Consider the following 22,655-nt stretch of genomic DNA (forward strand, 5'->3'; position numbering starts at 1 on the left):
CACTACCCTATTTTATGATTAAAACACTTATTTTCGATTTTGGAAATGTCTTTATTAACTTAGATAAAGAGGGCGCAATGGCAAATGCTTTAGAATTATTTAAGATTGAAGAATTCCCTGAAGAACTTGTTGCTATGAATGCACTTTACGAACAAGGATTATTATCTACTGAAGAGTTTGTTGATTTTTATAGCTCGAATTTTCCAGAATTGAGTAAAAGCGATATTATTGACGCTTGGAATCATATTTTGTGCGATTTCCCTGTACGCCGTTTAGAGTTTATACAGCAATTGGCTAGAGACAAAAAATACCAACTTATTTTATTAAGTAATACCAACGCTTTGCATATTGAATCTATAGACAAACACCTCTCCTTTTACGAAGATTTTAAAGCGTGTTTTGATAAATTCTATCTATCTCACGAAGTTATGATGCGTAAGCCAGACGCTACCATTTTCGATTTTGTACTTTCTGAAAATAATTTAAAACCTGAAGAGTGTTTGTTTATTGACGACACTACAGAAAATACTGAAGCCGCCAGCACGCTTGGGTTTAATGTATGGAATAACAACCCGAAAACCGAAGATATTATAGATGTTTTCACCCTAAAAAGAGAATTCTTTTGATAGCATTAATATTTAGCATATTATCTTCCACTTTTATATTTGTTATTTTTAAACTTTTTAAGAAATACCAAGTCAATACCTTACACGCTATTGTTTTTAATTACTATACGGCTTGTGCATTTGGTCTGTTACATTATAAAACGCCTGTTAACATCACTACTATTTTAAACGCAAAATGGCTTATTGGAGCTATAGTTTTAGGTGTGTTATTTATAACCGTTTTTAATATTATGGCATTAACTGTTCAAAAAAACGGATTGTCCGTGGCTTCTGTTGCTAGTAAAATGAGTGTGGTGATTCCTATAGTTTTCGGCATATATTTATACCACGAAAAACTAGGTGTTTTAAAAATAGTTGGTATTGTCTTCGCTTTAATTGCGGTATATCTCACATCCATTAAGGAGAAAAAAGTGGTGTTTAACAGTAAAGGTTTATGGCTTCCCCTAAGTTTGTTTTTGGGTGCTGGAATTATAGATACCTTTATTAATTATATAGAAAACACCTACTTAGAGCCTGATAGTATTCCTATATTTTCGGCTACTATTTTCTGCTTTGCAGGACTTATTGGAACGCTTTTAATACTTGTGAAATCAACGAAACCTCCATTGAATTTGAGTTATAAAAGTGTGGTAGGAGGTTTTTTCTTAGGCGTTGCCAATTACTATTCCATTCACTATATTTTACTAGCCTTACAGTCTAAACATCTTGAGAGCTCGATAGTTTTTACCATTAATAATGTTGCTATCGTTGCAACGTCTACTTTATTAGGCCTTTTATTATTTAAAGAAAAACTTATAACAAAGAACTGGATTGGTATTGGTTTAGCACTTCTAAGTATTATTTTAATTGTAAATAGTTAATAGATTATAAATAGAATAGCGCCAAGAGTGCAACACCGTTTGTATTGTGTTTAGTACATTGCAAACTACTTAAAGATCCAAACCATTGCGTACTTCAGACACTTATAAAACGATTACAAAACCTTCGAAAGAAACACTATTTAAAGAAAAACATAGTAAATTTTTTAGCTATGCCTTTCCGATAAAGAACGAAGAGGATGTAAAAATAGCACTTGAATCACTTCGAAAACAACACAGCTCGGCAGGGCATTTTTGTTACGCTTATCAAATAGGAACGCAAACCGATAAAATAAAATACAGAGCTAACGACGATGGTGAGCCAAATAATAGCGCCGGAATGCCAATTTACGGTCAAATACAGTCGTATGCCGTTACAAATATACTAATTGTAGTGGTGCGTTATTTTGGAGGCGTAAAACTGGGGGTTGGGGGTTTAATTAGCGCCTACCGCACGGGAGCACAAATGGCTCTCGATGGCTCTAATATTAAAACCAAAACAATTAATGTTTTATATTTAATTTCTTTCGAATATAAAAACATGAATAAAGTGATGCGTATTATTAAAGAGAAGAATTTAAACATCGTCGATCAAAAATTAGAACTCGATTGCAAAATCACTATTTCGGTACGACAAAAAGAAGCCTCGAAAGTGGAGACTTCTTTTAATAGTATTTATGAAGTGTCTGTAAAAGAACTAGAAGATTAATTATGTAACGCCTCTATAAAAAATTGAGGCGGTCGCGTTGGTCTATTTTTTTTCATATCTACAAAAGCTAAAACTGTTTTTGCTGTAGCTATAATTTCGCCCGAATTATTAACAATTATATAGTCAAATTCTACCCTTGCACTTGGTGGTTTAGCAAGTGTAGTTTTAACGGTTAAGAGGTCATCATAATACGCCGATTTTTTGTAATTTACTTGTAATGAAATGACTGGCAAGCCGATACCATCTTGCTCCATTTTTTTGTAAGAAATCCCTAATTCTCGCAACCACTCAATTCTCGCTATTTCCAGATATAACGCATAATTTCCGTGGTGTACCACTCCCATTTGATCTGTTTCTGCATAACGTACTTTTATTTTAATTTCATTGCTTTTAACACTCATATTTAGAAAATTTTTTGTAGTTTAGAATCCCTCCTCAACATGGGGAAAAAAAACTAAATAATCAATAGTAAATGATTTTTTTTTTTAGAAATTTGTTCACATATTTGTCACGCTTTAAAACAGACCCTATTTTTCAAATATAATGGTCTATATTATCTAATATTAATAAACCTTTTAATCAATAATGAGTACTACTGCGCAATCGGTCTGGACTAACTGTCTCAACTTTATTCAAGACAACATTCAACCACAAGCATATAAAACATGGTTTGAACCTATCGTGGCGGTAAAACTAAGTGATAATGCTTTGAGTGTTCAAGTACCTAGTAAATTCTTCTATGAATGGCTAGAAGAACATTACGTTAAAATATTAAAAGTAGCACTTAGAAAAGAGCTCGGTGAAAATGCAAAACTGGTTTACATTATTAAAATGGAAAACACTTACGGTAATAAACAACCGTTTACAGAACGCATTCCAAGTTCTAATCGCTCGGCTGTTAAATCGCAAGATATTGATGTGCCGTTAAATAATAAAAACCCACAATTACGCAATCCATTTGTTATTCCTGGAATTCGTAATGTAAAAATAGAATCTCAACTCAATCCTAATTACAACTTCGAGAACTTCTTAGAAGGTGACTCGAATAGATTAGCGCGTAGTGCCGGCTTAGCTGTTTCTGCAAAACCAGGCGGAACGTCTTTTAACCCCTTATTAATTTTTGGAGGTGTTGGTTTAGGTAAAACGCATTTAGCGCACGCTATTGGTGTTGATATTAAAGATAAATACCCAGAAAAAACCGTTCTCTATATTTCTGCTGAAAAATTCACGCAACAATACATAGACTCTGTTAAGAAAAATAATAGAAATGATTTCATTCACTTTTACCAGTTAATTGATGTTTTGGTAATTGATGATGTGCAGTTTCTTTCTGGAAAATCCGGAACACAAGATGTTTTCTTCCATATTTTTAACCACTTGCACCAAAATGGTAAACAGGTTATTTTAACAAGTGATAAAGCACCTGTTGATATGCAAGATATTGAACAACGTTTACTCTCGCGTTTTAAATGGGGTCTGTCGGCCGAGTTACAAACGCCAGATTTTGAAACACGTGTGTCTATACTTAAAAACAAATTGTATCGCGATGGGGTGGAAATGCCAGACGATATTATAGAATACGTTGCTAAACACATTAAATCTAATATTCGCGAGCTAGAGGGCGCTATTATATCTCTAATCGCTCAATCCTCTTTTAACAAAAAAGAAATTAATATTGAATTAGCGAAACAGGTTGTCGAGAAATTTGTAAAGAACACCAAACGGGAAGTATCTATAGATTATATTCAAAAAATAGTTTCAGATTATTTCCAAATGGATGTCGATACCCTACAATCTAAAACACGAAAGCGCCATATTGTACAAGCGAGACAATTAGCTATGTTTTTTGCTAAGAAATTAACGAAAGCATCGTTAGCAAGTATTGGTTCACAAATAGGAAAAAGAGATCACGCTACGGTATTACACGCTTGCAAAACTGTAGATAATTTATCGGCTACCGACAAACAATTTAAAAAGTACGTCGAAGATCTTACTAAAAAATTATCTGTTTAATTTAAACTATCGGGTTTCACCGTAAAAATTATGACTAAAATACTAATGGTTTGCCTCGGAAATATCTGTCGCTCACCACTAGCTCAAGGTATCTTAGAATCTAAACTAGATACTCCTTTTATAGTGGATTCTGCCGCGACTAGTAATTACCATATTGGTAGCCCGCCAGACCCAAGATCCATTGCGATTGCCAAAAAGTTTGGCTTAGATATTTCTAAGCAAAGCGGACGACAGTTTAACGTTGACGATTTTGATACCTTCGACACTATTTATGCAATGGATAGTTCTAATTACGAAAACATTATAAAGTGCGCTCGTAATCCTAAAGACATTTCGAAAGTAAAACTTATTTTAAACGAAAGTCACCCCAATAAAAATTTAGATGTTCCAGATCCCTATTTCGGAGGAGATTCTGGTTTTTTAGATGTATATAATTTATTAGACGTGGCTTGTAATGCTATTGCCGAAAAATTAAAGGTTTAGACTCCTTTAATTATAAATCACATCTCTTTATTCCGCTACTTTTTAGCACCTTTTAACCAATTATTAGAACGACTAACTATGCAAAAAGGATCACTTTACCTCATTCCAACTACCCTAGGAGATACCGAACCACTTAATGTCTTACCAATAACAGTTAAAAATAAAATAGAAGCACTTTCTATTTTTATTGTTGAAAATGAAAAAACGGCGAGACGCTTCATTAAAAAGATTTGTCCGGAAAAAGATCTGTCTACCTTACAACTCTTTCCTTTAAACAAATTTACAGATAGTACCGATTTACCAAGTTATTTATTGCCTTGCGAAAAAGGAGAGCACGTAGGCTTACTCTCGGAAGCAGGATGCCCTGGCGTTGCCGATCCGGGTGCGGATATTGTAAACATTGCACACCAAAATAATTTGAAAGTGATTCCACTGGTTGGGCCATCGTCTATTTTACTGGCTATGATGAGCTCTGGAATGAATGGACAAAGCTTTGCTTTTAACGGCTATTTACCAATAGATAAGGGAGATCGTAAAAAAGAGATTAAACGCTTAGAACGATTGTCTTTCGAGCACAATCAATCACAATCGTTTATAGAAACACCGTATCGCAACAATAAATTATTAGAAGATCTATGCGCCTATTTAACCGGAAACACTTCGGTTTGTGTGGCTTGCGATATTACTTTACCTACCGAATACATTAGAACTTTAACGGTAAATGAATGGAAAAAAAATAACGTTGACCTTCATAAAAGACCAACGTTATTTATAATTCATAAAAGTTAACAATTACGCTTGTAATCGTACTTTAGCTGCTTTATTAGGCTTAATTACCGACGTATCGTAACCTGAAAAACGTTTCATATACGAACCAATAGAGGTTCCGTAGGCATCAGAAAATCCTGAAGCACCATAACTTCTCAAGTATTTTTTCACACCTCCTGGGCCTGCTAAATGCGCCGCAGCTAATATACCAGATTCGGTCACTCTAATACCATTGATACTTTTTCCAACAAAACGTTTAATGTCTTTTCTCAATACCCATTTATTACGCGATGTTAGTGCTATAAAAGCATTTTCCTGTAATTCTGGAGTATTTAAAAACTCTGTCGTGTTATTAATACCAATTAGCGCTAAAGTGCTTCTTCCAAATTGATACTTTCCTAGATATCCCAGAGAGTTTACTGTGAAGTAATTGTTTTGAGATTCTTTAAAGCCTAAGGCTTCTTTAAAACCTAAAAACGATTTCCCTAGCTTAGGACTAAACTTTTTTTCTTTAGGATTAGCTAAGGCAAAAGTAACAGAGTCGGTTATACACACCGTATACTCCAGATCTAATCCTTTTGTAGAATGGTCTGTCATATCAAATTCTGTATCTATTTTAGGAGATACAGAAAATGCCGCTAATGCACATATCGTTATCGCTAATAATAAAAACTTTACACTATTTTTTTTATTCATTTTTTTAGATTTTCTCAAACACTTAAATTTATAATGCGTGCCTGAAATTTCCGAGTGCAAATATACAGCTTTTTTAATTATACTGATAATCAAGGTGTTAAAGTATGTTAAAAGAAAAACGGATAGCATTTGAGTCCGTTTTCGCTAGTAAACTCTAAAGTTGGCAAGGGTACCTTAACACTGTTAAAGACACTGAAAAGCGTACGTAACAAGGCCGAATTTGTTTTTATTTTAGTTAAATCAAGATCTAAACTCAGGTAATATTGTGCGTAGCGCTTTTGATGAAACCCCTTTAAATCTTGAACGTTATTCGTTCCTGCCAACATTCCATCTGCACCATAGCCAACCGCTAGATTTAGCCATTCTGGAAGCGTACTCTCTTTAAAAAAGGAGTATAAATTAAGACTTAACCAATAGGTTTGCCCATTATAATCTTTTAAAAACTCTTCGGTCAATCCGTGTCCTAGTTTAGTAGGATTCAAAGCCGCATATTTAGTTTGATGAAAGGAATATTTTAATGCGATACGCTGTTCGTCCCACAGTAATTCCTGCCCTATAAATAATCCAGCACCAGCAGTATTGGCGGTAAAATCACCCCAAGAAAAGCCCCACTCTTCAGAAAAACTATCTAAAATTTCGACAGCTGTTAAAAATGAAAACCCCAAAGTTCCGCCGTATAATAATCGATTTTTTTCACGGACTCCACTCCACTTTAACGTTTCAGCGCCTAGTCTTCCTAATTGATATCCACTAAAAGCGTGCCCCAATTTATCGAGTTGAAACCACTCTTGATTATCGTTTATAGTATGGAATTTGGAACGCTTATAGTCGCTATACCACAAGGTATTTAACCCGATTAATGTTAAACCTCCAATGGAAGCTTCGGCAATAACCACGGCATTTCGTCGAGGAATATGTAATGAATCGCTAGGCGTTAAAAAGGATTGAACCGCAGATTGTGCACCTACAGAAAACGAATGTAATATGATACACAAACAAACTACGACACAACATTTCATTATCTATTAATACCTTGAGCCGACAAATACCTTTGATATTCTCGGGCATTATTATTGTGTTGGGATAAGGTTTTTGCAAATTTATGAAACCCAAGACGACTAGCATCGGCAGCAAAATAAAGATAACTGTGTTTTTCTGGGTTCAAGACAGCATCGATTGCAGTAACGTCCGGCATAGCGATAAGCCCCGGTGGCAAACCTCGATTTTGATATGTATTGTATGGCGAATCGATATCTTTATGCTTATTCAATACGCGTTTAATAACCGTATTTTGATACTCTGGCAATTGATAAGCGGCATATTTTAACGTCGGATCGGCTTGCAAAGGCATCCCTATACGAATACGGTTTAAATACACACCAGCGATACGAGGTTGTTCGCTAGCTTCTTTAGATTCTTCATGAACTATTGAAGCCAAAGTCATCACCTCATCGCGTTTTAGATTTAAAGATTCCGCTTTTTTTGTTCTAGACGCGTTCCAGAACCGATTGTATTCTTTTAACATACGCTCTCTAAACTCTTCGGCAGAAGTATTCCAGAAAAACTCATAACTATTAGGAATATACATCCCCAATCGGTTATTAGTAGTAAATCCATTTTGAGTTTCGAATTGGGCATCGGTCATTGCTTGTAGCAACCTTAAACTATCCGGTTCTATTTGGGTGGCAATACGTCCCGCTAATTTTTCAATAGACTCTTGATTATTAAAAGCCAATTGTAACGGTGTATTTTTACTGCGAATGGTATTAATAATATCGTTATTACTCATTCCTTTTTGTATCACGAAACGCCCTGCTCTAATATTCGAGGTGTATTGTTTTCTTACCGCTAAAGCATCAAATCCATCAATATCTTTTAAAAGTGGTTTTAAACGTTCTCTAACCTCCGTATACCGTGCGTTGGTTGGAACATACAAGTACGTTTCAGAGGGCTCGAAATTAGTATTCGGTTTAAACATTGCGTTATAAACAAAATAAGAAAAGTAACCCGCTACAAAAAGGCCAATGATTACTATGGCTAAAAGGATTTTTTTAATGTACATTCGTGTTGATTAATTGGTATAAATATTCGTTTTTAAAACTTCCGTTGCTGTAATTCCAGTCTTTTTTTAAACCGACGTCTTGGAATCCTTGATTTGAAAATAATTTAATGCTTGCTATATTCTCTTCAGAAATATTACAATATAATTGATGTAAATCTAAATGTGTAAAACAGTAATTACACAGTAAATTTAGCGCTTCTTTGCCGTAGCCTTTATGTCGATTCTCACTATGTTGTAATAAAATGCCAATACCAGCACGTTTGTTTTTAACATCGAAATCGAATATATCGATTAATCCTAAAACGAGCGTTTCTTTATTACAGATAACCAATCGTAATTGCTTAGCTTCATAAATATCTTGGTGCGCATTTTCTAAATACTGTTTTATTAAATAGCGAGAATATGGTGCAACAGTGGCACTTAACTCCCATATAGATTCATCGTTTTCTATGGCGTAGATAAATTCTAAATCCTCGGGCTCTAATGCACGTAAGTAAATATGTTCGCCGTGTAATGTTACCATTCTATTTCTCCTTTAAAGACTTGTTGTGTTGGTCCCTTTAACCAAATGTCGGTATAACCATCGTTTTGTTTTTTAAAAGAAACTTGCAAGATTCCTCCTTCGGTTTGTAAGGTTATAGTCGTTGCCTTGGTTTTATTTCGCTTGTGCATTGCTAAAGCCACGGCTGTAACGCCAGTACCGCACGACAAGGTTTCGTCTTCTACCCCACGCTCGTATGTTCTTACAGTAAAAGTATTCTCATTAACTTTGGTGACAAAATTTACATTCGTTCCTGCTTCATTATAAGGAGCGCCGTATCGTATTTTAGCGCCTTCTAGTTTAACATCAAAAGCGTTTACATCGTCCACATTAGTTACATGGTGTGGCGACCCTGTATTTAAGAACGTGTGGGTTGGCGTCTCTTCAATAGTAGCGACATCTTGCATTTTGAGTGCTATAGCTTCAGCGGTAACAATGGCTTCGTGCACGCCATCAACAGCTATAAATACTGTTTTATCCTCAATAATATTAAGAAATTTAGCAAAAGCTACTATACATCTTCCGCCATTACCACACATACTACTTTCGTTTCCATCGGCATTAAAATACACCATTTTAAAATCGGTATTGTCATCATTTTCTAGCAAAATCAAGCCATCACCACCAATACCAAAGCGTCTGTCGCATAATTTAGCGATTAATTTAGTATTGTTTTTATTAAAGGTCTGTTGTCTATTATCAATAAACACAAAGTCGTTTCCCGTGCCTTGATATTTATAAAATGTATGCGCCATTTCTGCTTAGTTATTACGGCAAATATAGGCTTTTCGAAAATTATTCAGGGTGTTAAATGGACGTTAAAGTTAAAAAATTGACTCAATAAATAATTATTTTTAATCGTTATCATAGTAATTATTAATTAATCTATATACTAATGAAAAAAGTGTTAACAATGGTCTTCGTTTCAGTATTAGGAGGGGCAATTACTTTAGGAGCTTATAAAACCTTTTTAGAAAAAGATGAAATTACAACGGTTAAAAACGCTCCCTTTACCGCTGCGTTTACTCCGGTAAATTATACGGATAATAACTCTAACGCTTTGGCTGCCGCCGAAGACATTGATTTTACTTCAGCAGCAGAGCGCACCGTACACGCGGTGGTACACGTTAAAAACGTTACTCTAGAGACGGGCCAACCCACTATTGAAGATTTGTTTATGGGACGTCTCCCACAACGCATGCAATTAGGCACTGGTAGTGGCGTAATTATTTCGCCCGATGGCTACATTATTACCAACAACCACGTTATTGATGGTTCTGAAAAATTAAGCGTAACGCTTAACAACAATAAAACGTTACCGGCTAAAATTATAGGAACAGATCCTAAAACGGACATTGCGCTTTTAAAAGTAGAAACCGATGAAAATTTACCTTACATAACGTTTGGCGATAGTGATCACGTCAAAATTGGTGAATGGGTATTGGCAGTTGGCAACCCTTTTAATTTAACCTCCACCGTTACTGCTGGAATTATTAGTGCAAAATCTAGAGATCTATCGGGACAAAGCAAACAGTCGTTTATACAAACCGATGCCGCTGTAAACCCCGGAAATTCTGGAGGCGCTCTTGTTAACACGCTCGGGGAACTTATTGGCATAAATACGGCCATTACCTCTCAAACAGGATCGTATATTGGGTATTCTTTTGCGGTGCCAAGTAATATTGCTCGAAAAGTAGTGGAAGATATTATGGAATATGGAAATGTCCAAAATGGTATTTTGGGTGTTACGGGAGGAGCATTAAACAGTATGGTGGCCGAAAAGCTAGGCGTTGATGAAACAGAAGGATTTTATATTGATACTATAGAAGAAGATAGCGGCGCCGAAGCTGCCGGACTTCAACACGGTGATATTATTAAGAGTATAGACCAAGTTAAAATTTCTAAGTTTTCGGATTTAAGGGGCTTATTAGATACTAAGCGTCCAAATGATGTCGTGGTAGTAACGTATTTAAGAAATGGCATTACTAAACAAGCGGGCGTAACTTTATTAAAAAACGATACTTACACTATTCCTAATATTGGTGTTATAAAAGAAGCTAAACCCAAAGATTTACGTCCCTACAACGTTAAAGAAGGTGTGAAAATAGTAAAACTGAATAGCCAATATGCCGATTATTTTAAGCGTGATGGTGTTACCGAAGGGAGTATTATTACAGCTATTAATAATACCCAAGTCAACTCTATAGAAGACGTACAAACCATTATAAAAAATAGAAATCCGTACCAACCATTAAACATAGAAATCATTAATTCGAATGGCGAAAAAACCCGATATGGATTGCGTTAATCTCTTTTTGTTACAGTAATATTGAAAGTGCTTTATAGACCATAAAGTGCTTTTGTTTTTTTAGTTAAAAAGTTTCAGAAAAACCTTAAAAATCTATACTTTTGCACAAACTTAAACAACACACTAAACACTTTAAAAGATGCCAGTTAACGAAACTTACGAAAGCGAATTAGCGTTTCAAGCAGACAGACGTAGAGCAACTGTAGAATTTATTAAAATTGTAAGCGACCTATGGTACGACAAATCTATTGAGTTAGTTCTTTTTAGAAATCAACTTATTGATAGAAATGTAAGCGAAATTTTAAATCTTCACGAATACGCTGGAGAATTTGTACAAAAACCAATCTCTGTTTTTGATTCTGTAGAAATAGCTGAAGCGATACAAACCTTAGATGTTCCACCAGCAAAGTTAGATATCGGTAAATTAACGTACGAATACCATCTAGAAGAAAAAAACTTTAGTAATGCTATCGCCTTTGTTGCAAGTAAACTTAAAGGCGCTAATGCTTACGAAGCGATTACACCTAAAGATGTCGTGTTATACGGTTTTGGTAGAATTGGGCGTTTAGTTGCGAGAGAGTTAATGACCAAAACCGGAAAAGGTAGTCAATTACGTCTTCGAGCAATTGTAACACGTGGTGCTATAAATGCTACAATTTTAGAAAAAAGAGCCTCTTTATTACGCAACGATTCTGTTCACGGAGATTTCCCTGGAACGGTTGGAATAAATTTAGAAAAACAAGCATTAATTATAAACGGAACAACCGTTAGAATTATTTCAGCAAACCAACCTGAAGATATCGACTATACACAATACGATATTAATAATGCTTTAATTATTGATAACACAGGTGTGTTTAGAGACAAAGAAGCGTTAAGTCGTTTATTATCTTCTAAAGGCGCAGATAAAGTGTTATTAACAGCACCAGGAAAAGGAGTACCAAACATTGTTCACGGTGTTAACCACTTAGAACACAACCCAGACGAAATCGATATTTTCTCGGCAGCGTCTTGTACTACAAATGCTATTACTCCTATTTTAAAAGCGATCGAAGATACGTACGGCGTAAAAAGCGGTCACTTAGAGACTATTCATGCCTACACTAACGATCAAAACTTAGTAGATAACTTCCATAGTAAATACCGTCGTGGCCGTGCAGCAGCATTAAATATGGTGATTACAGAAACTGGCGCTGGAAAAGCAGTAAGTAAAGCATTGCCTAGTTTTGAAGGTAAACTAACCTCAAACGCTATTCGCGTGCCTGTTCCTAATGGTTCCTTAGCTATTTTAAACTTAGAGTTAGAATCTGAAGCAAGCATAGAAAGCATTAACGCAACCTTAAAAAAATACGCTTTAGAGGGCGATTTAGTAGAGCAAATTAAATACGAAATGAGCGATGAATTAGTGTCCAGCGATATCGTTGGTTGCTCCGCTCCTTCTATTTACGACAGTAAAGCTACCATAGTAAGAGAAGACGGTAAAAACGCTATCCTTTACGTATGGTACGATAACGAGTACGGTTACAGTCACCAAGTGATTCGCTTAGCAAAATACATCGCTAAAGTAAGACGTTTTACGTATTATTAATAAGTAAAACATCCAATTTAAAGATGTTTAACGTATATACATTAGCCTCACTTTTAGTGAGGCTTTTCATTATCTATAAATTTACTCACTAAACTTTATTTTATACCTTCTCGGTATTTATAACTACTTTAATTTTTAACAATGAATAACTGCAAGATACTAGTTGTATTTCTTATAATTTTCAACTTATCACATCACACTAAAGCTCAAAACAAAGTAACCGAAGAAGAGGAAAAACTATCTTTAAATAGTGGTACTTTAGACAATCAATTTGAGTTTGTTATACAACGCTCTAACGACTACCAAGAGTATAAAGTTGTAAAGAAAACGTGGTTATATGCTCTTAAAGCACACACACTAGATTCATTAAAAGCCATTAATAAAAATCTAGATGCGACGCAAGCTATTAGCGACAATCAGAATCAAGAAATTTCGAAGTTAAAATCTGGTTTATCAAACACTCAGGAATCTTTAGACAAGACAAATTTAGAAAAAGACAGTATGTCTCTTTTCGGTTTACAAATGAGTAAATCGGGTTATAACACCCTACTTTGGTCTATTATTGGCGCTTTATTAGCCTTACTCCTTTTTTTCATTTATAGATTTAAAAATAGTAATGTGGTTACTAAAGAAGCGAGAACAGCACTTTCTGAAACCGAAGAAGAATTTGAAGATCACAGACGTGTCGCTCTAGAACGTGAACAAAAAGTGCGCAGACAACTGCAAGACGAATTGAATAAGCACAAAAACAGTAAATAAAAAACTGTTTTACACCACAAAAAATCCTCCTGTAATTTCGTATTGCAGGAGGGTTTTTATTTAAAAGCGAGTTAGATTCTTTCTATTCTTGTCTTTAGTTTAATCTTTTCTATTTTTGGCTTCAATCCATTTACTCATAAACTTTGTGCTTTGCAACGTATGATGCATTAGTAACTGACCGGTAAAATTATGTAATCTATGAGATTCTAAATCTGTTATTAGAGATTTCAGTCGACGTACCAATAGCGCTCCAAAATGAAGTTTATTAAAGCGCTGGTTTACCACTTCAAATCCGTTGTTTTGAAACGTATTCCAAATAAATTCAGTACTGTATAACTCAATGGCCTTATTTGCAAAAGCGTTTGGAGTATCTTCAATAAAGGCATTGGGATTTAAATTTCCGAAAAGGCCTTCGGCTCCCACTTTTGTCGTTACACAAGGTGTTCCGCTTACCATTGCATCTACGATCTTTCCTTTCAACCCTGCGCCAAACCGTAAAGGCGCTAAACAGACTTTTGCATTTTGCATTACTGTAGCCACATTCTCGGCAAATCCCGTTATTAAAAAGCCCTCCTTTTCATTGTGAAGTTGTGTTACTTTTTGAGTGGCATAAGCACCATAAATATGCATTTCGGCTGCTGGTAATTGTTGTTTAATTAGTGGCCAAATACTTTCTTTTAAATACAAAATAGAATTGTAATTGGGTTCGTGTAAAAAATTCCCTATGGTTACAAAATGTTTGCGCTTAGAATACGATGGAAGCTGTTGTTGTGCAGCAACCGAAACGGAATCTAGCATAAACGGCAAATACAGCAGTAGGCGCTCATTAACTTTAAATTGCTCTTTTAATAAGGCCATTTCAGCTTCAGAAATAACTAAGGTAAGGTCACAGCGATAAATACTCGCTATTTCACGCTTTGCCGTATCGTTAAACAAATAGTGGGTATTAAATTCAGCGTTATCTTTATAGGCTTGATGACGGCCGCGTCGTAAGGAATGTAAATCTTCGGTATCTAAAACACGTAGCGCCTTTGGGCACTGTTCTGCAACCCGCCACCCAAATTGTTCTTCGACATTAAACCGATCGAACATCACAATTTCAGGATTTAAAGTTGAAATAAACGTGTCGAAACTCGCACTGTTTATTGCAATAGCGGCCGTTTTAACACCAATACTTTCTAAATCGAAAGCATTAGCACTTTTAGCACACGCGGTTGCAAATGTAACGGTATACTCTTGAGCTTGAAACACCGCAATTAATTGCATCATTCTACTTCCAGCAGCCGAACTTTTAGGCTCGGGCCAAACAAAACCGATAATAAGTATGTTTTTTTTCACATTAAAATAATTATACTATTCTGGCCTTGGCGCTAATGCATAGCCTAATCGCACTTGGTTTGCCCAATCTATAACTGCTTGAATTTGTGACTCGCTTAATTGCGCTTCACTATGTGTCCATATATAGCTGGGTAACGGCATCTCTTTTTGTTCGACCATTTCTATAATCTCTTCAAATTTATGGTCTTTTCGTTTTACCGAATTACCCTCCCAATTTGAGAGATCAAGATGCTTTTTTCCGTCGTTAATATGTTCTGCTAACCAGTAATTAACTGGCGTAATCGCATTATACCAAGGATATCGTGAAGCGCTGGTATGACAATCGAAACACGATTCTTTCAAAATAGCTTTTACGTTTTCTGGCGGATTAGTTTCAGCTAGAAACGCGTTGACCGATTCTAAGTTACCGTCATTTTTTTCTGGTCGGAAAAACTGAGCTACAATAAATAAAATAAATAAAGCGACTAGTATTTTTTTTAGGAGTTTCATGTTTTTGATTACATTAGAATTCAAAAGTAAAAAAACTAGGGACACTACAGCAACTCTACGACAAATTAAATTAGGTAAATCACGCGCGATAAAAACAATTGTATTATGCTAATCGGGTCATTAACACCCCAAATTTAATCCCACAATTACTCAATATTCTGTTTACGCCAAACGATCCTATTTCGTGCCGAGCCGAGTGGGTTTCCGCTATTAAGTGCGGGCAAAAACTAGAGGCTTGTCACCCCTATTTAGAGACGCTTATCAACCAAATGCATACTGTGCACCTTGATTCTGCTGTGCGACCTGCCGCAAAAGTCGGCGCATAGATAACACGGCATACTATTCTAAACTCGATGCGCTAGTCAAGCATCATTTAGACGAAACACACAAAGAAAAAATGATTGCGTCTTGTTTTGATTCGATGATAAACGATGACGGCATTGCACCCAAAGCCTATACTATGAATAGTTTGTTTTTATTTGGTAACGAATACTCTTGCTTTCATCCGGAACTTCACTGATTTTAGAGCGCGATTACCAAATGCAAAGTATTGGTTTTAAAGATAGAGCACAACAGATCCTAAAAAAAATGCAGCGATTAATTGTTATCCGATAAGTGCGATAAGGCCACCTCACTTTAAGTATTAAGAAACAACAATTAATTGTAACACTCTAAAAGACAGCAATGCTTTATTTAAAAAGCGTCCTTTCTACCGCATTAAAATCACTTTTTTAACACCAAGTGTTATTTTAATAAAGTTACAAACCGTGTTCTGTTAAAAGGGTTAAAGACAGTAATTATAAAAAGCAATATTTTAAGAAATTCCTAAAAATACAATCGGTAATCATCGTCCAAAAAAGCTATCTTTGTTTTTTTTCAAAAACAATACAAAATCACTATGTTATTATCTACATTAAATGCCATTTCTCCAATTGATGGCCGTTACAGAAACAAAATTGATAAATTAACTCTTTATTTTTCTGAAGAAGCACTAATAAAATACCGTGTTTTAGTAGAGATAGAATATTTTATCGCACTTTGTGAACAACCATTACCGCAACTTGACGGCGTAGATTCCTCTCGTTTTGAAGAATTAAGAGCTATATATAAAAACTTCTCTACGGAAGACGCGCTAGCTATTAAAAAAATAGAAAGTGTAACAAACCATGATGTTAAAGCTGTTGAGTATTTTATTAAAGAAAAATTTGATGCTTTAAATTTATCAAAGTTTAAAGAGTTTATCCATTTTGGTTTAACGTCTCAAGATATTAACAATACAGCCATTCCGTTAAGTATTAAAGACGCTATGAATGGGGCTTACGTTCCTGAATACACTAAATTATTAAACCGTTTAAAAGAACTCGCTGCAGAATGGGCCGACATACCAATGTTAGCTAGAACTCACGGCCAGCCCGCTTCGCCTACTCGATTAGGCAAAGAGTTAGACGTTTTTGTTGTGCGTTTACAGGAACAATTTAATTTATTAAACGCTATCCCAAGCGCTGCGAAATTTGGTGGAGCAACAGGAAATTATAACGCGCACAAAGTGGCTTACCCGTCTATAGACTGGAAGGCATTTGGAAGTGCTTTTGTCCATAATAAATTAGGATTACACCACTCGTTTCCAACCACTCAAATTGAGCACTACGACCATATGGCGGCTTTGTTTGATTGTTTAAAACGTATAAACACGATACTTATTGATTTAGATAGAGATATCTGGACGTATGTGTCTATGGAGTATTTTAAACAAAAAATTAAAGCTGGTGAAGTTGGAAGTAGCGCAATGCCACACAAAGTTAACCCTATCGATTTTGAAAATAGTGAAGGAAACTTAGGACTAGCTAATGCTATTTTCGAGCATTTATCGGCAAAATTACCACTTTCTCGTTTACAACGTGATTTAACAGATAGTACGGTGTTACGTAATGTTGGTGTGCCTTTTGGACATACATTAATTGGTTTTGCTTCAACATTAAAAGGATTGGATAAATTGCTTTTAAATGAAAGTAAATTTGCTGCCGATCTAGAAAACAACTGGGCAGTTGTGGCCGAAGCGATCCAAACAATATTGCGTCGTGAAGCATACCCAAACCCGTATGAAGCTCTAAAAGGTTTAACACGAACTAACGAAGCGATTACGCAAACTTCTATTGCTAATTTTATTGATACGCTTGAAGTTGGCGATGCTATTAAAACAGAATTAAAAGCTATTACACCAAGTAATTATACTGGGATATAAAAATAAAATTGTGAGTTCGTATAGAAACTCTTTTAATACAAAAAGGATAGCTCACGCTATCCTTTTTTAGTTTTATGACTTTAGGGTTCCAAAGAAAACTCTTTCTATTTATTTTATTTTCAAAATTATTTGCATTTACGCCTCAAAACATAATAATAATAATAATAATAATAATAATATATTAGCAACATTATATAATTAAATAGCAGATAATTCAGATGAGGATTTTAACATATATTAAACTTTCTATTACGATCTTTCGTTCGCTGTAAAATCAGATTAAAATTTACAAAATGAAAAATAAATTATACTTTTTTATACTCATACTTTGTGCAAGTCTCGGTCACTCTCAAGAAAGTATATTAATTGCCGATTACACGTACTCTATTCAGCCTAAAACAAGTCCTTCTACAACAACAGTAAATTCAAAATTAACATCCAATGGTGTGCTTTCGCATTACGAAATGGACTTTGTAGGCAACTTTAATTTTATTGAAGAACAAGCTGGGGAAAATGGTGGCTCTATCCTCGCCATTAAACCTAAAAACAATCCTATAATTTATAAAGACTCAAAAACAAGACATATTTATAGTATCGAACGGGTTGGTATGAAGCCTTTTTTGGTAAAGGATTCTATGAATATTTTTAATTGGAAAATTAAAAATGAGAAGAAAGACATACTAGGCTATACTTGCCAGCAAGCGACTACAGAATACCGAGGCAGACAATAAACAGCTTATTTTACTACCGAAATTCCTTTTCAAACGGGGCCTTGGAAATTTTACGGCTTGCCAGGACTTATATTACAAGTAGAATCGGATGACGGTGTATTGAAACTAATGGCAAACGCTATTAGTATGAAGAATGAAGAAGTAACTATTAAAAACCCTCTTATTACATTAGAATTAAACCCGATGTCTTGGGATGATTATATAAAAGAATATGAAAAAAAGTATATAGAATTGCAAAGTTACAGAGGACCAAATGGAGGGGGACGATCTATACCTAAACAAAAAATAGAGACATTAATCTATCCAGAATCCATTCTTTTAAAAGATTATTAGGGCATTACTATTTAAATAGGATTTAATTCTCAAGCATAAATAAATTTAATATATCTTATATGAAAAATAAATTCTACTTTTTAATATTCATACTTTGTGCAAGTCTCGGTCACGCTCAAGAAAGCATATTAATTGCAGATTACACGTATTCTATTCAGTTTAAAAGTCTTCCTTCAGTAACTACAATAAATTCACGTTTAATTTCTAACGGTGTGCTTTCGCATTACGAAATGGACTTTGTAGGCAACTTTAATCTTGTTGAGGAAGAAGCTGGAGTAAACGGGGGTTCTGTTTTAAATTTAAAGTCGAAAAAAAATCCAATCATTTATAAAGACTCAAAAACAAGACATATTTATAGTATAGAACGGGTTGGTATGAAACCTTTTTTAGTGAAGGATTCGATGAATATTTTTAACTGGAACATTAAAAATGAGAAGAAAGACATACTAGGCTATACTTGCCAGCAAGCGACTACTGAATACCGCGGCAGACAGTACACAGCTTATTTTACTACCGAAATTCCTTTTCAAACGGGGCCTTGGAAATTTTACGGTTTACCAGGACTTATATTACAAGTAGAATCGGATGATGGAGAATTTAAAATGATTGCTAATAAAATAAACATAAGCAAGAAACAGATTGATATAACAAACCCTTTTTCTGAATCTAAAGAAAAACCTATATCCTGGAATTTATATACAGAGATATATTATAAAAAATATAACGAATTAAAAAACTATAGAACTCCAAATGGTGGTGGATTCTCCATTCCTAAAAAATTAATTGAAACTATAATTAGTGACGACAACTAATTTAAAACTATCGAAAATAGTTATTAACCCTACTTATTTCAAAATCATACTTGCTATAGTTTTGTATTCATGTAGTTTTAATAGTGTGTTTTCACAAAACACCATTTCAGGGACGGTTATAGACAGCGAAACCAAAGAACCTATTGCCTTTGCAAGTGTTTTTTTAAGAGATAGTGACGATACAATTCTCTCTTTTAACACGACGAATACAGATGGTTACTATTCTATTGTGTTTATAGATACAGTTAAAAATAGCACTATTGAAACCTCGATAATAAGTCATATTTCAAAGAAAATTAAGCTTCCAAAAGAAAGTGATTCAGATAAAAATTATATTCAAAATTTTAAACTTGACTTAAGAGTTTCAGACTTAGAGGAAGTCTTCATTATAACTAAAAAACCCATTATAGTTAAAAATGACACCACATTTTACAGGCCTAATAGTTTTAAAGATGGTACGGAGCGTGTTTTAGAAGATTTTCTTAAAAAATTACCAGGACTAACTATCGCCGAAAACGGAAGTATAAGGTTTAAGGGAAAACAAGTAACGCGCGTATTGCTAGATAACGATAACTTGTTTGATGATAATTACACTATTGGTACTAAAAATATCAATCCAGAGATTATTGAAGAAATCCAAGCTATTGAAGGGTATCAAGAAAACGCACTATTAAAAGATGTTAAACACTCTGAAGATGTTGCTTTAAATTTAATACTAAAAAAGGGTGAAACAGACGTTACCGGAGATCTAGATTTGGGTTTAGGCATTGACAATGTATATAGCTTAAATGGGAATGCGCTTTCGGTATCGAAGAAAATAAAGGGATGTGCTCTAGTAAACTATAATAACGTTAACAAAAATATGAGTCCGTATCGTTTTGATGCCAACACCTTCGATTTATCCAAAATTGAGGAAAGCAAACAAAGAGCTTATAATTTTACAGATGCCACTACTTTTAGCGCCAGCCTTCCTTCTAAATACACAGGCTCTAACAATACGTTTTTCGGGAGTTTAAATGCTTTAAATAAACTATCAGATAAAACAACGCTACGCCTTAATTTAAATCATTTTAGAGATAAATTGCATTTAAATAATGCCACACAAACACTTTATAATCTAGATGAAAGTGATTTAACAATTAGCAACACTTACGATTTAGAGAAAAAGCCAGTAGTTACTGTTTTGGACTACGAACTTAAAGTAAAACCAAGTTTAAAATCTGCTTTAAGCTTTAAAGGTAAAATAGATTACACCACCCTTGCTATTGATGCTTTAAGCACTAATAACAACTCGCTTTTTAAAGAGGATAAAAACAGTAAAGACTTATTTATTAAGCAGCAGATAGAATTTACAAAGAAAGTAACTACGGAAAGTGTGTTTCAGGTTACTGGAGATTTTTCGAAAAATGACATTCCTCAATATTTAAACTTTAATAATATTACGAGTATTAACTCAACTATTACCGCACAAGATATTAGAGTTAAGCACCAAACTATAGACGTTGCTTCAAAATTTTTATCGAAACTAAAAAACGGGAACTACGCTATAGCTTTGGGATATTACAACCATAATAACGCGCTAACCTCAACGAATAGCTTCGATACTATTTCTAATTTATATAATAGAAATATTACGACTATTGAAGATAATTCGGTGTATTTGGATGTAGAATATGTGTTTAAAAAGAATCGCTGGCAATTTATACTAGAAAATGAGTTGTTAATATCTGCAATTAAAATTGATAATAATGCGGCTTTATTTAAGACCCATAAAATTATAAATAATCCATCGGCTACTGTTAATTTCAGTTTAAGTAATGCCGCTGTATTGTATGCTAAACACAGTATTGTAAACAAATTACCAGAATTAAATAAAATCTTTTCTGGCCGAATTAAAACGGATAACCGAAATCTATTGTCTAATAAATTTAATTTCAACTTAATACAAAACAAAAATACTTCTTTTGGTTACAGAATTAATGATTTTTATAATTTGTTTCAATTTAATTCCTATTTCAACTATTCTAAAGTGGACTATGATTATCTAAACACACTTTTTATTGACGATGATAACACCTTAAATATTTCTGAATTGCGAAAATTAGATAATAACAATTATCGCCTAGGAATAGACACTGAAAAATATATTGATTTTATTAAATCTACGTTAGATTTAAAAACAGCGTATACTATTAATAATTATAAGAATATTATTAATAACACAGAGATACGGGAGAACAAAAACAAATCTTTAAATTTACAATTAGAAGTAAGAACAGGGTTTAAAAAGGATTTAAATTTTGCTAATAAAGTGATTTTTCAAAATAATTCGTTTTCTTCAAAAGGGTATAATAGCAATCAATTTACGATTTTTCAAAATCACTTTTCTGTAAAGTATATTAAAAACAGGTTCTATTTTACAGTAGATGGAAAATACTTCGACCCCAATTTAAAAACACGCAATAACAGCATTACGTTTATTGATGCTGCTTTTAATTATCAGCAAAAAAATGAAAAAATAGACTATTCATTGCAGGTTAATAATCTACTTAATAAAAGAGAATTTATAGAATTAAATTCTTCCGATTATTCATCAACACTGCAGTCGCAAAAATTGCTAGAACGTTATTTTTTATTTTCGGTTCGGTTTAAATTATAAACCCTTCAAGAAAGCCTTTAAAGCAGAAAAAGGATAGCTCACGCTATCCTTTTTTTGTTTTATGACCTATAAACTTTAATTATTAAAATAGTCCATAACTTTACCTAATTGGTTGCCATCGACATCCATATCTTTCATTTTTTCCATAAGGTGTACTAATTTCTCGGGTTGCATATTGTCTCCAATAACACGAATCACGGCGAAACCGACCGCTTCTGAGCTCGCTAAAAGTATAAACTCGTCGATCTCATCATTATTTCCAATGGTGCTTACTCTAAATTTAATACCATTATCGCTAAACTCCATTAATTCGCTATAATCTTTATTTTTAAAAACAGTTTTGGCTTTCTCTAATTCTGACACATAAGACGCTTTATTTGCTTTATCAACTTTATAGCCTAAAATATTAACCTTCTTAAAAGAATTGTAAACCTCTAGTTGCTCGGCGTCCCATTCGGTTTGCGAAATATCTATCATTTTAGGAGACAGATCAATCATTAAAAACTCAGGCTCATCTTGATGCGCTACAAAGTACGTTTGTATGGATTCTTCATTTGTACAACTAAAAAGTGTTACTAAAAATAAGGCGCTTAATGCAAATAGTTTAACTAATGGTTTCATAATGGATGGTGGTTTTTAGA

Annotated in this window: 21 protein-coding genes and 1 pseudogene; 13 read left to right on the forward strand and 9 right to left on the reverse strand. The window is 34.1% G+C overall.

All coding sequences use genetic code 11. The annotated features are described in order from the left end of the window. Positions 1-14 precede the first annotated feature (14 nt). From ES676_RS03580 to ES676_RS03590, 3 genes are all read left to right on the forward strand, one after another. Positions 15-626, forward strand: coding sequence for an HAD family hydrolase (locus tag ES676_RS03580; RefSeq protein WP_148368675.1), 612 nt, complete (start codon positions 15-17; stop codon positions 624-626). After that, on the forward strand, positions 623-1,486 hold the full coding sequence (locus ES676_RS03585) for a DMT family transporter (protein ID WP_148368676.1): 864 nt from the start codon (positions 623-625) through the stop codon (positions 1,484-1,486). Before ES676_RS03580 ends, ES676_RS03585 begins: the two co-directional genes overlap by 4 nt. Positions 1,487-1,571: 85 nt before the next feature. Then, positions 1,572-2,192 carry an IMPACT family protein gene (locus ES676_RS03590; protein WP_148368677.1) on the forward strand — a complete coding sequence of 207 codons (621 nt, stop codon included), beginning with the start codon at positions 1,572-1,574 and terminating at the stop codon, positions 2,190-2,192. Here the strand turns inward: ES676_RS03590 and ES676_RS03595 are convergent. Further along, positions 2,189-2,593, reverse strand: coding sequence for an acyl-CoA thioesterase (locus ES676_RS03595; protein ID WP_148368678.1), 405 nt, complete (start codon positions 2,591-2,593; stop codon positions 2,189-2,191). The two genes, ES676_RS03590 and ES676_RS03595, sit on opposite strands and share 4 nt — an antisense overlap. 184 nt (positions 2,594-2,777) lie before the next feature. Between ES676_RS03595 and dnaA the strand changes: the two genes are divergently transcribed. From dnaA to ES676_RS03610, 3 genes are all read left to right on the forward strand, one after another. Next, positions 2,778-4,205, forward strand: coding sequence for a chromosomal replication initiator protein DnaA (gene dnaA / locus ES676_RS03600; protein WP_148368679.1), 1,428 nt, complete (start codon positions 2,778-2,780; stop codon positions 4,203-4,205). Positions 4,206-4,235: 30 nt separating this feature from the next. Next, the gene (locus ES676_RS03605) at positions 4,236-4,688 is read left to right on the forward strand and encodes a low molecular weight protein-tyrosine-phosphatase (RefSeq protein ID WP_148368680.1); all 453 of its coding nucleotides are present in this window, start codon (positions 4,236-4,238) and stop codon (positions 4,686-4,688) included. Positions 4,689-4,766: 78 nt separating this feature from the next. Continuing rightward, positions 4,767-5,477, forward strand: a complete 711-nt coding sequence (locus ES676_RS03610; protein WP_148368681.1) for an SAM-dependent methyltransferase — start codon at positions 4,767-4,769, stop codon at positions 5,475-5,477. A gap of 3 nt (positions 5,478-5,480) precedes the next feature. On the opposite strand, the gene ES676_RS03615 is transcribed toward ES676_RS03610, so the two are convergent. The 5 genes from ES676_RS03615 to dapF form a co-directional block, all read right to left on the reverse strand. Further along, positions 5,481-6,152: a peptidoglycan-binding protein LysM gene (locus tag ES676_RS03615; RefSeq protein ID WP_148368682.1), complete on the reverse strand. Its 672-nt coding sequence runs from the start codon at positions 6,150-6,152 to the stop codon at positions 5,481-5,483. A 107-nt stretch (positions 6,153-6,259) separates the two neighbouring features. Beyond that, a complete protein-coding gene (locus tag ES676_RS03620) occupies positions 6,260-7,147 on the reverse strand; it encodes a DUF2279 domain-containing protein (RefSeq protein ID WP_317130596.1) in 888 nt (295 codons plus the stop codon). A gap of 23 nt (positions 7,148-7,170) precedes the next feature. Next, positions 7,171-8,214, reverse strand: a complete 1,044-nt coding sequence (gene mltG, locus ES676_RS03625) for an endolytic transglycosylase MltG (RefSeq protein ID WP_148368684.1) — start codon at positions 8,212-8,214, stop codon at positions 7,171-7,173. Further along, positions 8,204-8,737: a GNAT family N-acetyltransferase gene (locus ES676_RS03630; RefSeq protein ID WP_148368685.1), complete on the reverse strand. Its 534-nt coding sequence runs from the start codon at positions 8,735-8,737 to the stop codon at positions 8,204-8,206. The genes mltG and ES676_RS03630 overlap by 11 nt, the downstream gene beginning before the upstream one ends. Beyond that, a complete protein-coding gene (gene dapF / locus ES676_RS03635) occupies positions 8,731-9,510 on the reverse strand; it encodes a diaminopimelate epimerase (protein WP_148368686.1) in 780 nt (259 codons plus the stop codon). Before dapF ends, ES676_RS03630 begins: the two co-directional genes overlap by 7 nt. Positions 9,511-9,650: 140 nt before the next feature. Here dapF and ES676_RS03640 point away from each other — a divergent pair, with 140 nt between their 5' ends. The 3 genes from ES676_RS03640 (at position 9,651) to ES676_RS03650 (ending at position 13,410) form a co-directional block, all read left to right on the forward strand. Further along, entirely contained in the window at positions 9,651-11,063 is a 1,413-nt protein-coding gene (locus tag ES676_RS03640; RefSeq protein WP_148368687.1) for a trypsin-like peptidase domain-containing protein, read from the forward strand. Between the two features lie 139 nt (positions 11,064-11,202). Beyond that, on the forward strand, positions 11,203-12,651 hold the full coding sequence (locus ES676_RS03645) for a glyceraldehyde-3-phosphate dehydrogenase (protein ID WP_148368688.1): 1,449 nt from the start codon (positions 11,203-11,205) through the stop codon (positions 12,649-12,651). Between the two features lie 141 nt (positions 12,652-12,792). Further along, complete coding sequence (locus tag ES676_RS03650) at positions 12,793-13,410, forward strand: tRNA (guanine-N1)-methyltransferase (RefSeq protein ID WP_148368689.1); 618 nt, start codon at positions 12,793-12,795, stop codon at positions 13,408-13,410. A gap of 99 nt (positions 13,411-13,509) precedes the next feature. On the opposite strand, the gene ES676_RS03655 is transcribed toward ES676_RS03650, so the two are convergent. Both ES676_RS03655 and ES676_RS03660 read right to left on the reverse strand, forming a co-directional pair. Continuing rightward, positions 13,510-14,748 (reverse strand): glycosyltransferase, encoded by a 1,239-nt coding sequence (locus tag ES676_RS03655; RefSeq protein WP_148368690.1) that lies wholly within the window; start codon positions 14,746-14,748, stop codon positions 13,510-13,512. Positions 14,749-14,763: 15 nt separating this feature from the next. Continuing rightward, positions 14,764-15,237 carry a heme-binding domain-containing protein gene (locus ES676_RS03660; RefSeq protein ID WP_148368691.1) on the reverse strand — a complete coding sequence of 158 codons (474 nt, stop codon included), beginning with the start codon at positions 15,235-15,237 and terminating at the stop codon, positions 14,764-14,766. An 898-nt stretch (positions 15,238-16,135) separates the two neighbouring features. Between ES676_RS03660 and purB the strand changes: the two genes are divergently transcribed. The 4 genes and pseudogenes from purB to ES676_RS03690 all read left to right on the forward strand — a co-directional run bounded on the left by purB (position 16,136) and on the right by ES676_RS03690 (position 22,014). Continuing rightward, positions 16,136-17,479, forward strand: coding sequence for an adenylosuccinate lyase (gene purB / locus ES676_RS03670; RefSeq protein WP_148368692.1), 1,344 nt, complete (start codon positions 16,136-16,138; stop codon positions 17,477-17,479). A gap of 293 nt (positions 17,480-17,772) precedes the next feature. Next, positions 17,773-18,543, forward strand: a pseudogene (locus ES676_RS15040) (GLPGLI family protein). Between the two features lie 59 nt (positions 18,544-18,602). Beyond that, positions 18,603-19,355 (forward strand): GLPGLI family protein, encoded by a 753-nt coding sequence (locus tag ES676_RS03685; protein WP_148368695.1) that lies wholly within the window; start codon positions 18,603-18,605, stop codon positions 19,353-19,355. Positions 19,356-19,440: 85 nt separating this feature from the next. Next, on the forward strand, positions 19,441-22,014 hold the full coding sequence (locus ES676_RS03690; protein WP_170234418.1) for a TonB-dependent receptor: 2,574 nt from the start codon (positions 19,441-19,443) through the stop codon (positions 22,012-22,014). Positions 22,015-22,089: 75 nt separating this feature from the next. On the opposite strand, the gene ES676_RS03695 is transcribed toward ES676_RS03690, so the two are convergent. Beyond that, a complete protein-coding gene (locus ES676_RS03695; RefSeq protein WP_148368697.1) occupies positions 22,090-22,635 on the reverse strand; it encodes a DUF4252 domain-containing protein in 546 nt (181 codons plus the stop codon). Positions 22,636-22,655 lie beyond the last annotated feature (20 nt).

The organism is Bizionia saleffrena, from assembly GCF_008086175.1.
In the GTDB taxonomy this organism is placed as follows: Bacteria; Bacteroidota; Bacteroidia; order Flavobacteriales; family Flavobacteriaceae; genus Bizionia; species Bizionia saleffrena.

Excerpts from the sequence above, each read along its gene's own strand:
- ES676_RS03580 (WP_148368675.1), top strand. The coding sequence starts at position 15 with ATGATTAAAACACTTATTTTCGATTTTGGAAATGTCTTTATTAACTTA.
- ES676_RS03595 (WP_148368678.1), bottom strand. The coding sequence starts at position 2,593 with ATGAGTGTTAAAAGCAATGAAATTAAAATAAAAGTACGTTATGCAGAA.
- dnaA (WP_148368679.1), top strand. The coding sequence starts at position 2,778 with ATGAGTACTACTGCGCAATCGGTCTGGACTAACTGTCTCAACTTTATT.
- ES676_RS03605 (WP_148368680.1), top strand. The coding sequence starts at position 4,236 with ATGACTAAAATACTAATGGTTTGCCTCGGAAATATCTGTCGCTCACCA.
- ES676_RS03610 (WP_148368681.1), top strand. The coding sequence starts at position 4,767 with ATGCAAAAAGGATCACTTTACCTCATTCCAACTACCCTAGGAGATACC.
- ES676_RS03615 (WP_148368682.1), bottom strand. The coding sequence starts at position 6,152 with ATGAATAAAAAAAATAGTGTAAAGTTTTTATTATTAGCGATAACGATA.
- mltG (WP_148368684.1), bottom strand. The coding sequence starts at position 8,214 with ATGTACATTAAAAAAATCCTTTTAGCCATAGTAATCATTGGCCTTTTT.
- ES676_RS03630 (WP_148368685.1), bottom strand. The coding sequence starts at position 8,737 with ATGGTAACATTACACGGCGAACATATTTACTTACGTGCATTAGAGCCC.
- dapF (WP_148368686.1), bottom strand. The coding sequence starts at position 9,510 with ATGGCGCATACATTTTATAAATATCAAGGCACGGGAAACGACTTTGTG.
- ES676_RS03640 (WP_148368687.1), top strand. The coding sequence starts at position 9,651 with ATGAAAAAAGTGTTAACAATGGTCTTCGTTTCAGTATTAGGAGGGGCA.
- ES676_RS03645 (WP_148368688.1), top strand. The coding sequence starts at position 11,203 with ATGCCAGTTAACGAAACTTACGAAAGCGAATTAGCGTTTCAAGCAGAC.
- ES676_RS03650 (WP_148368689.1), top strand. The coding sequence starts at position 12,793 with ATGAATAACTGCAAGATACTAGTTGTATTTCTTATAATTTTCAACTTA.
- ES676_RS03660 (WP_148368691.1), bottom strand. The coding sequence starts at position 15,237 with ATGAAACTCCTAAAAAAAATACTAGTCGCTTTATTTATTTTATTTATT.
- purB (WP_148368692.1), top strand. The coding sequence starts at position 16,136 with ATGTTATTATCTACATTAAATGCCATTTCTCCAATTGATGGCCGTTAC.
- ES676_RS03685 (WP_148368695.1), top strand. The coding sequence starts at position 18,603 with ATGAAAAATAAATTCTACTTTTTAATATTCATACTTTGTGCAAGTCTC.
- ES676_RS03695 (WP_148368697.1), bottom strand. The coding sequence starts at position 22,635 with ATGAAACCATTAGTTAAACTATTTGCATTAAGCGCCTTATTTTTAGTA.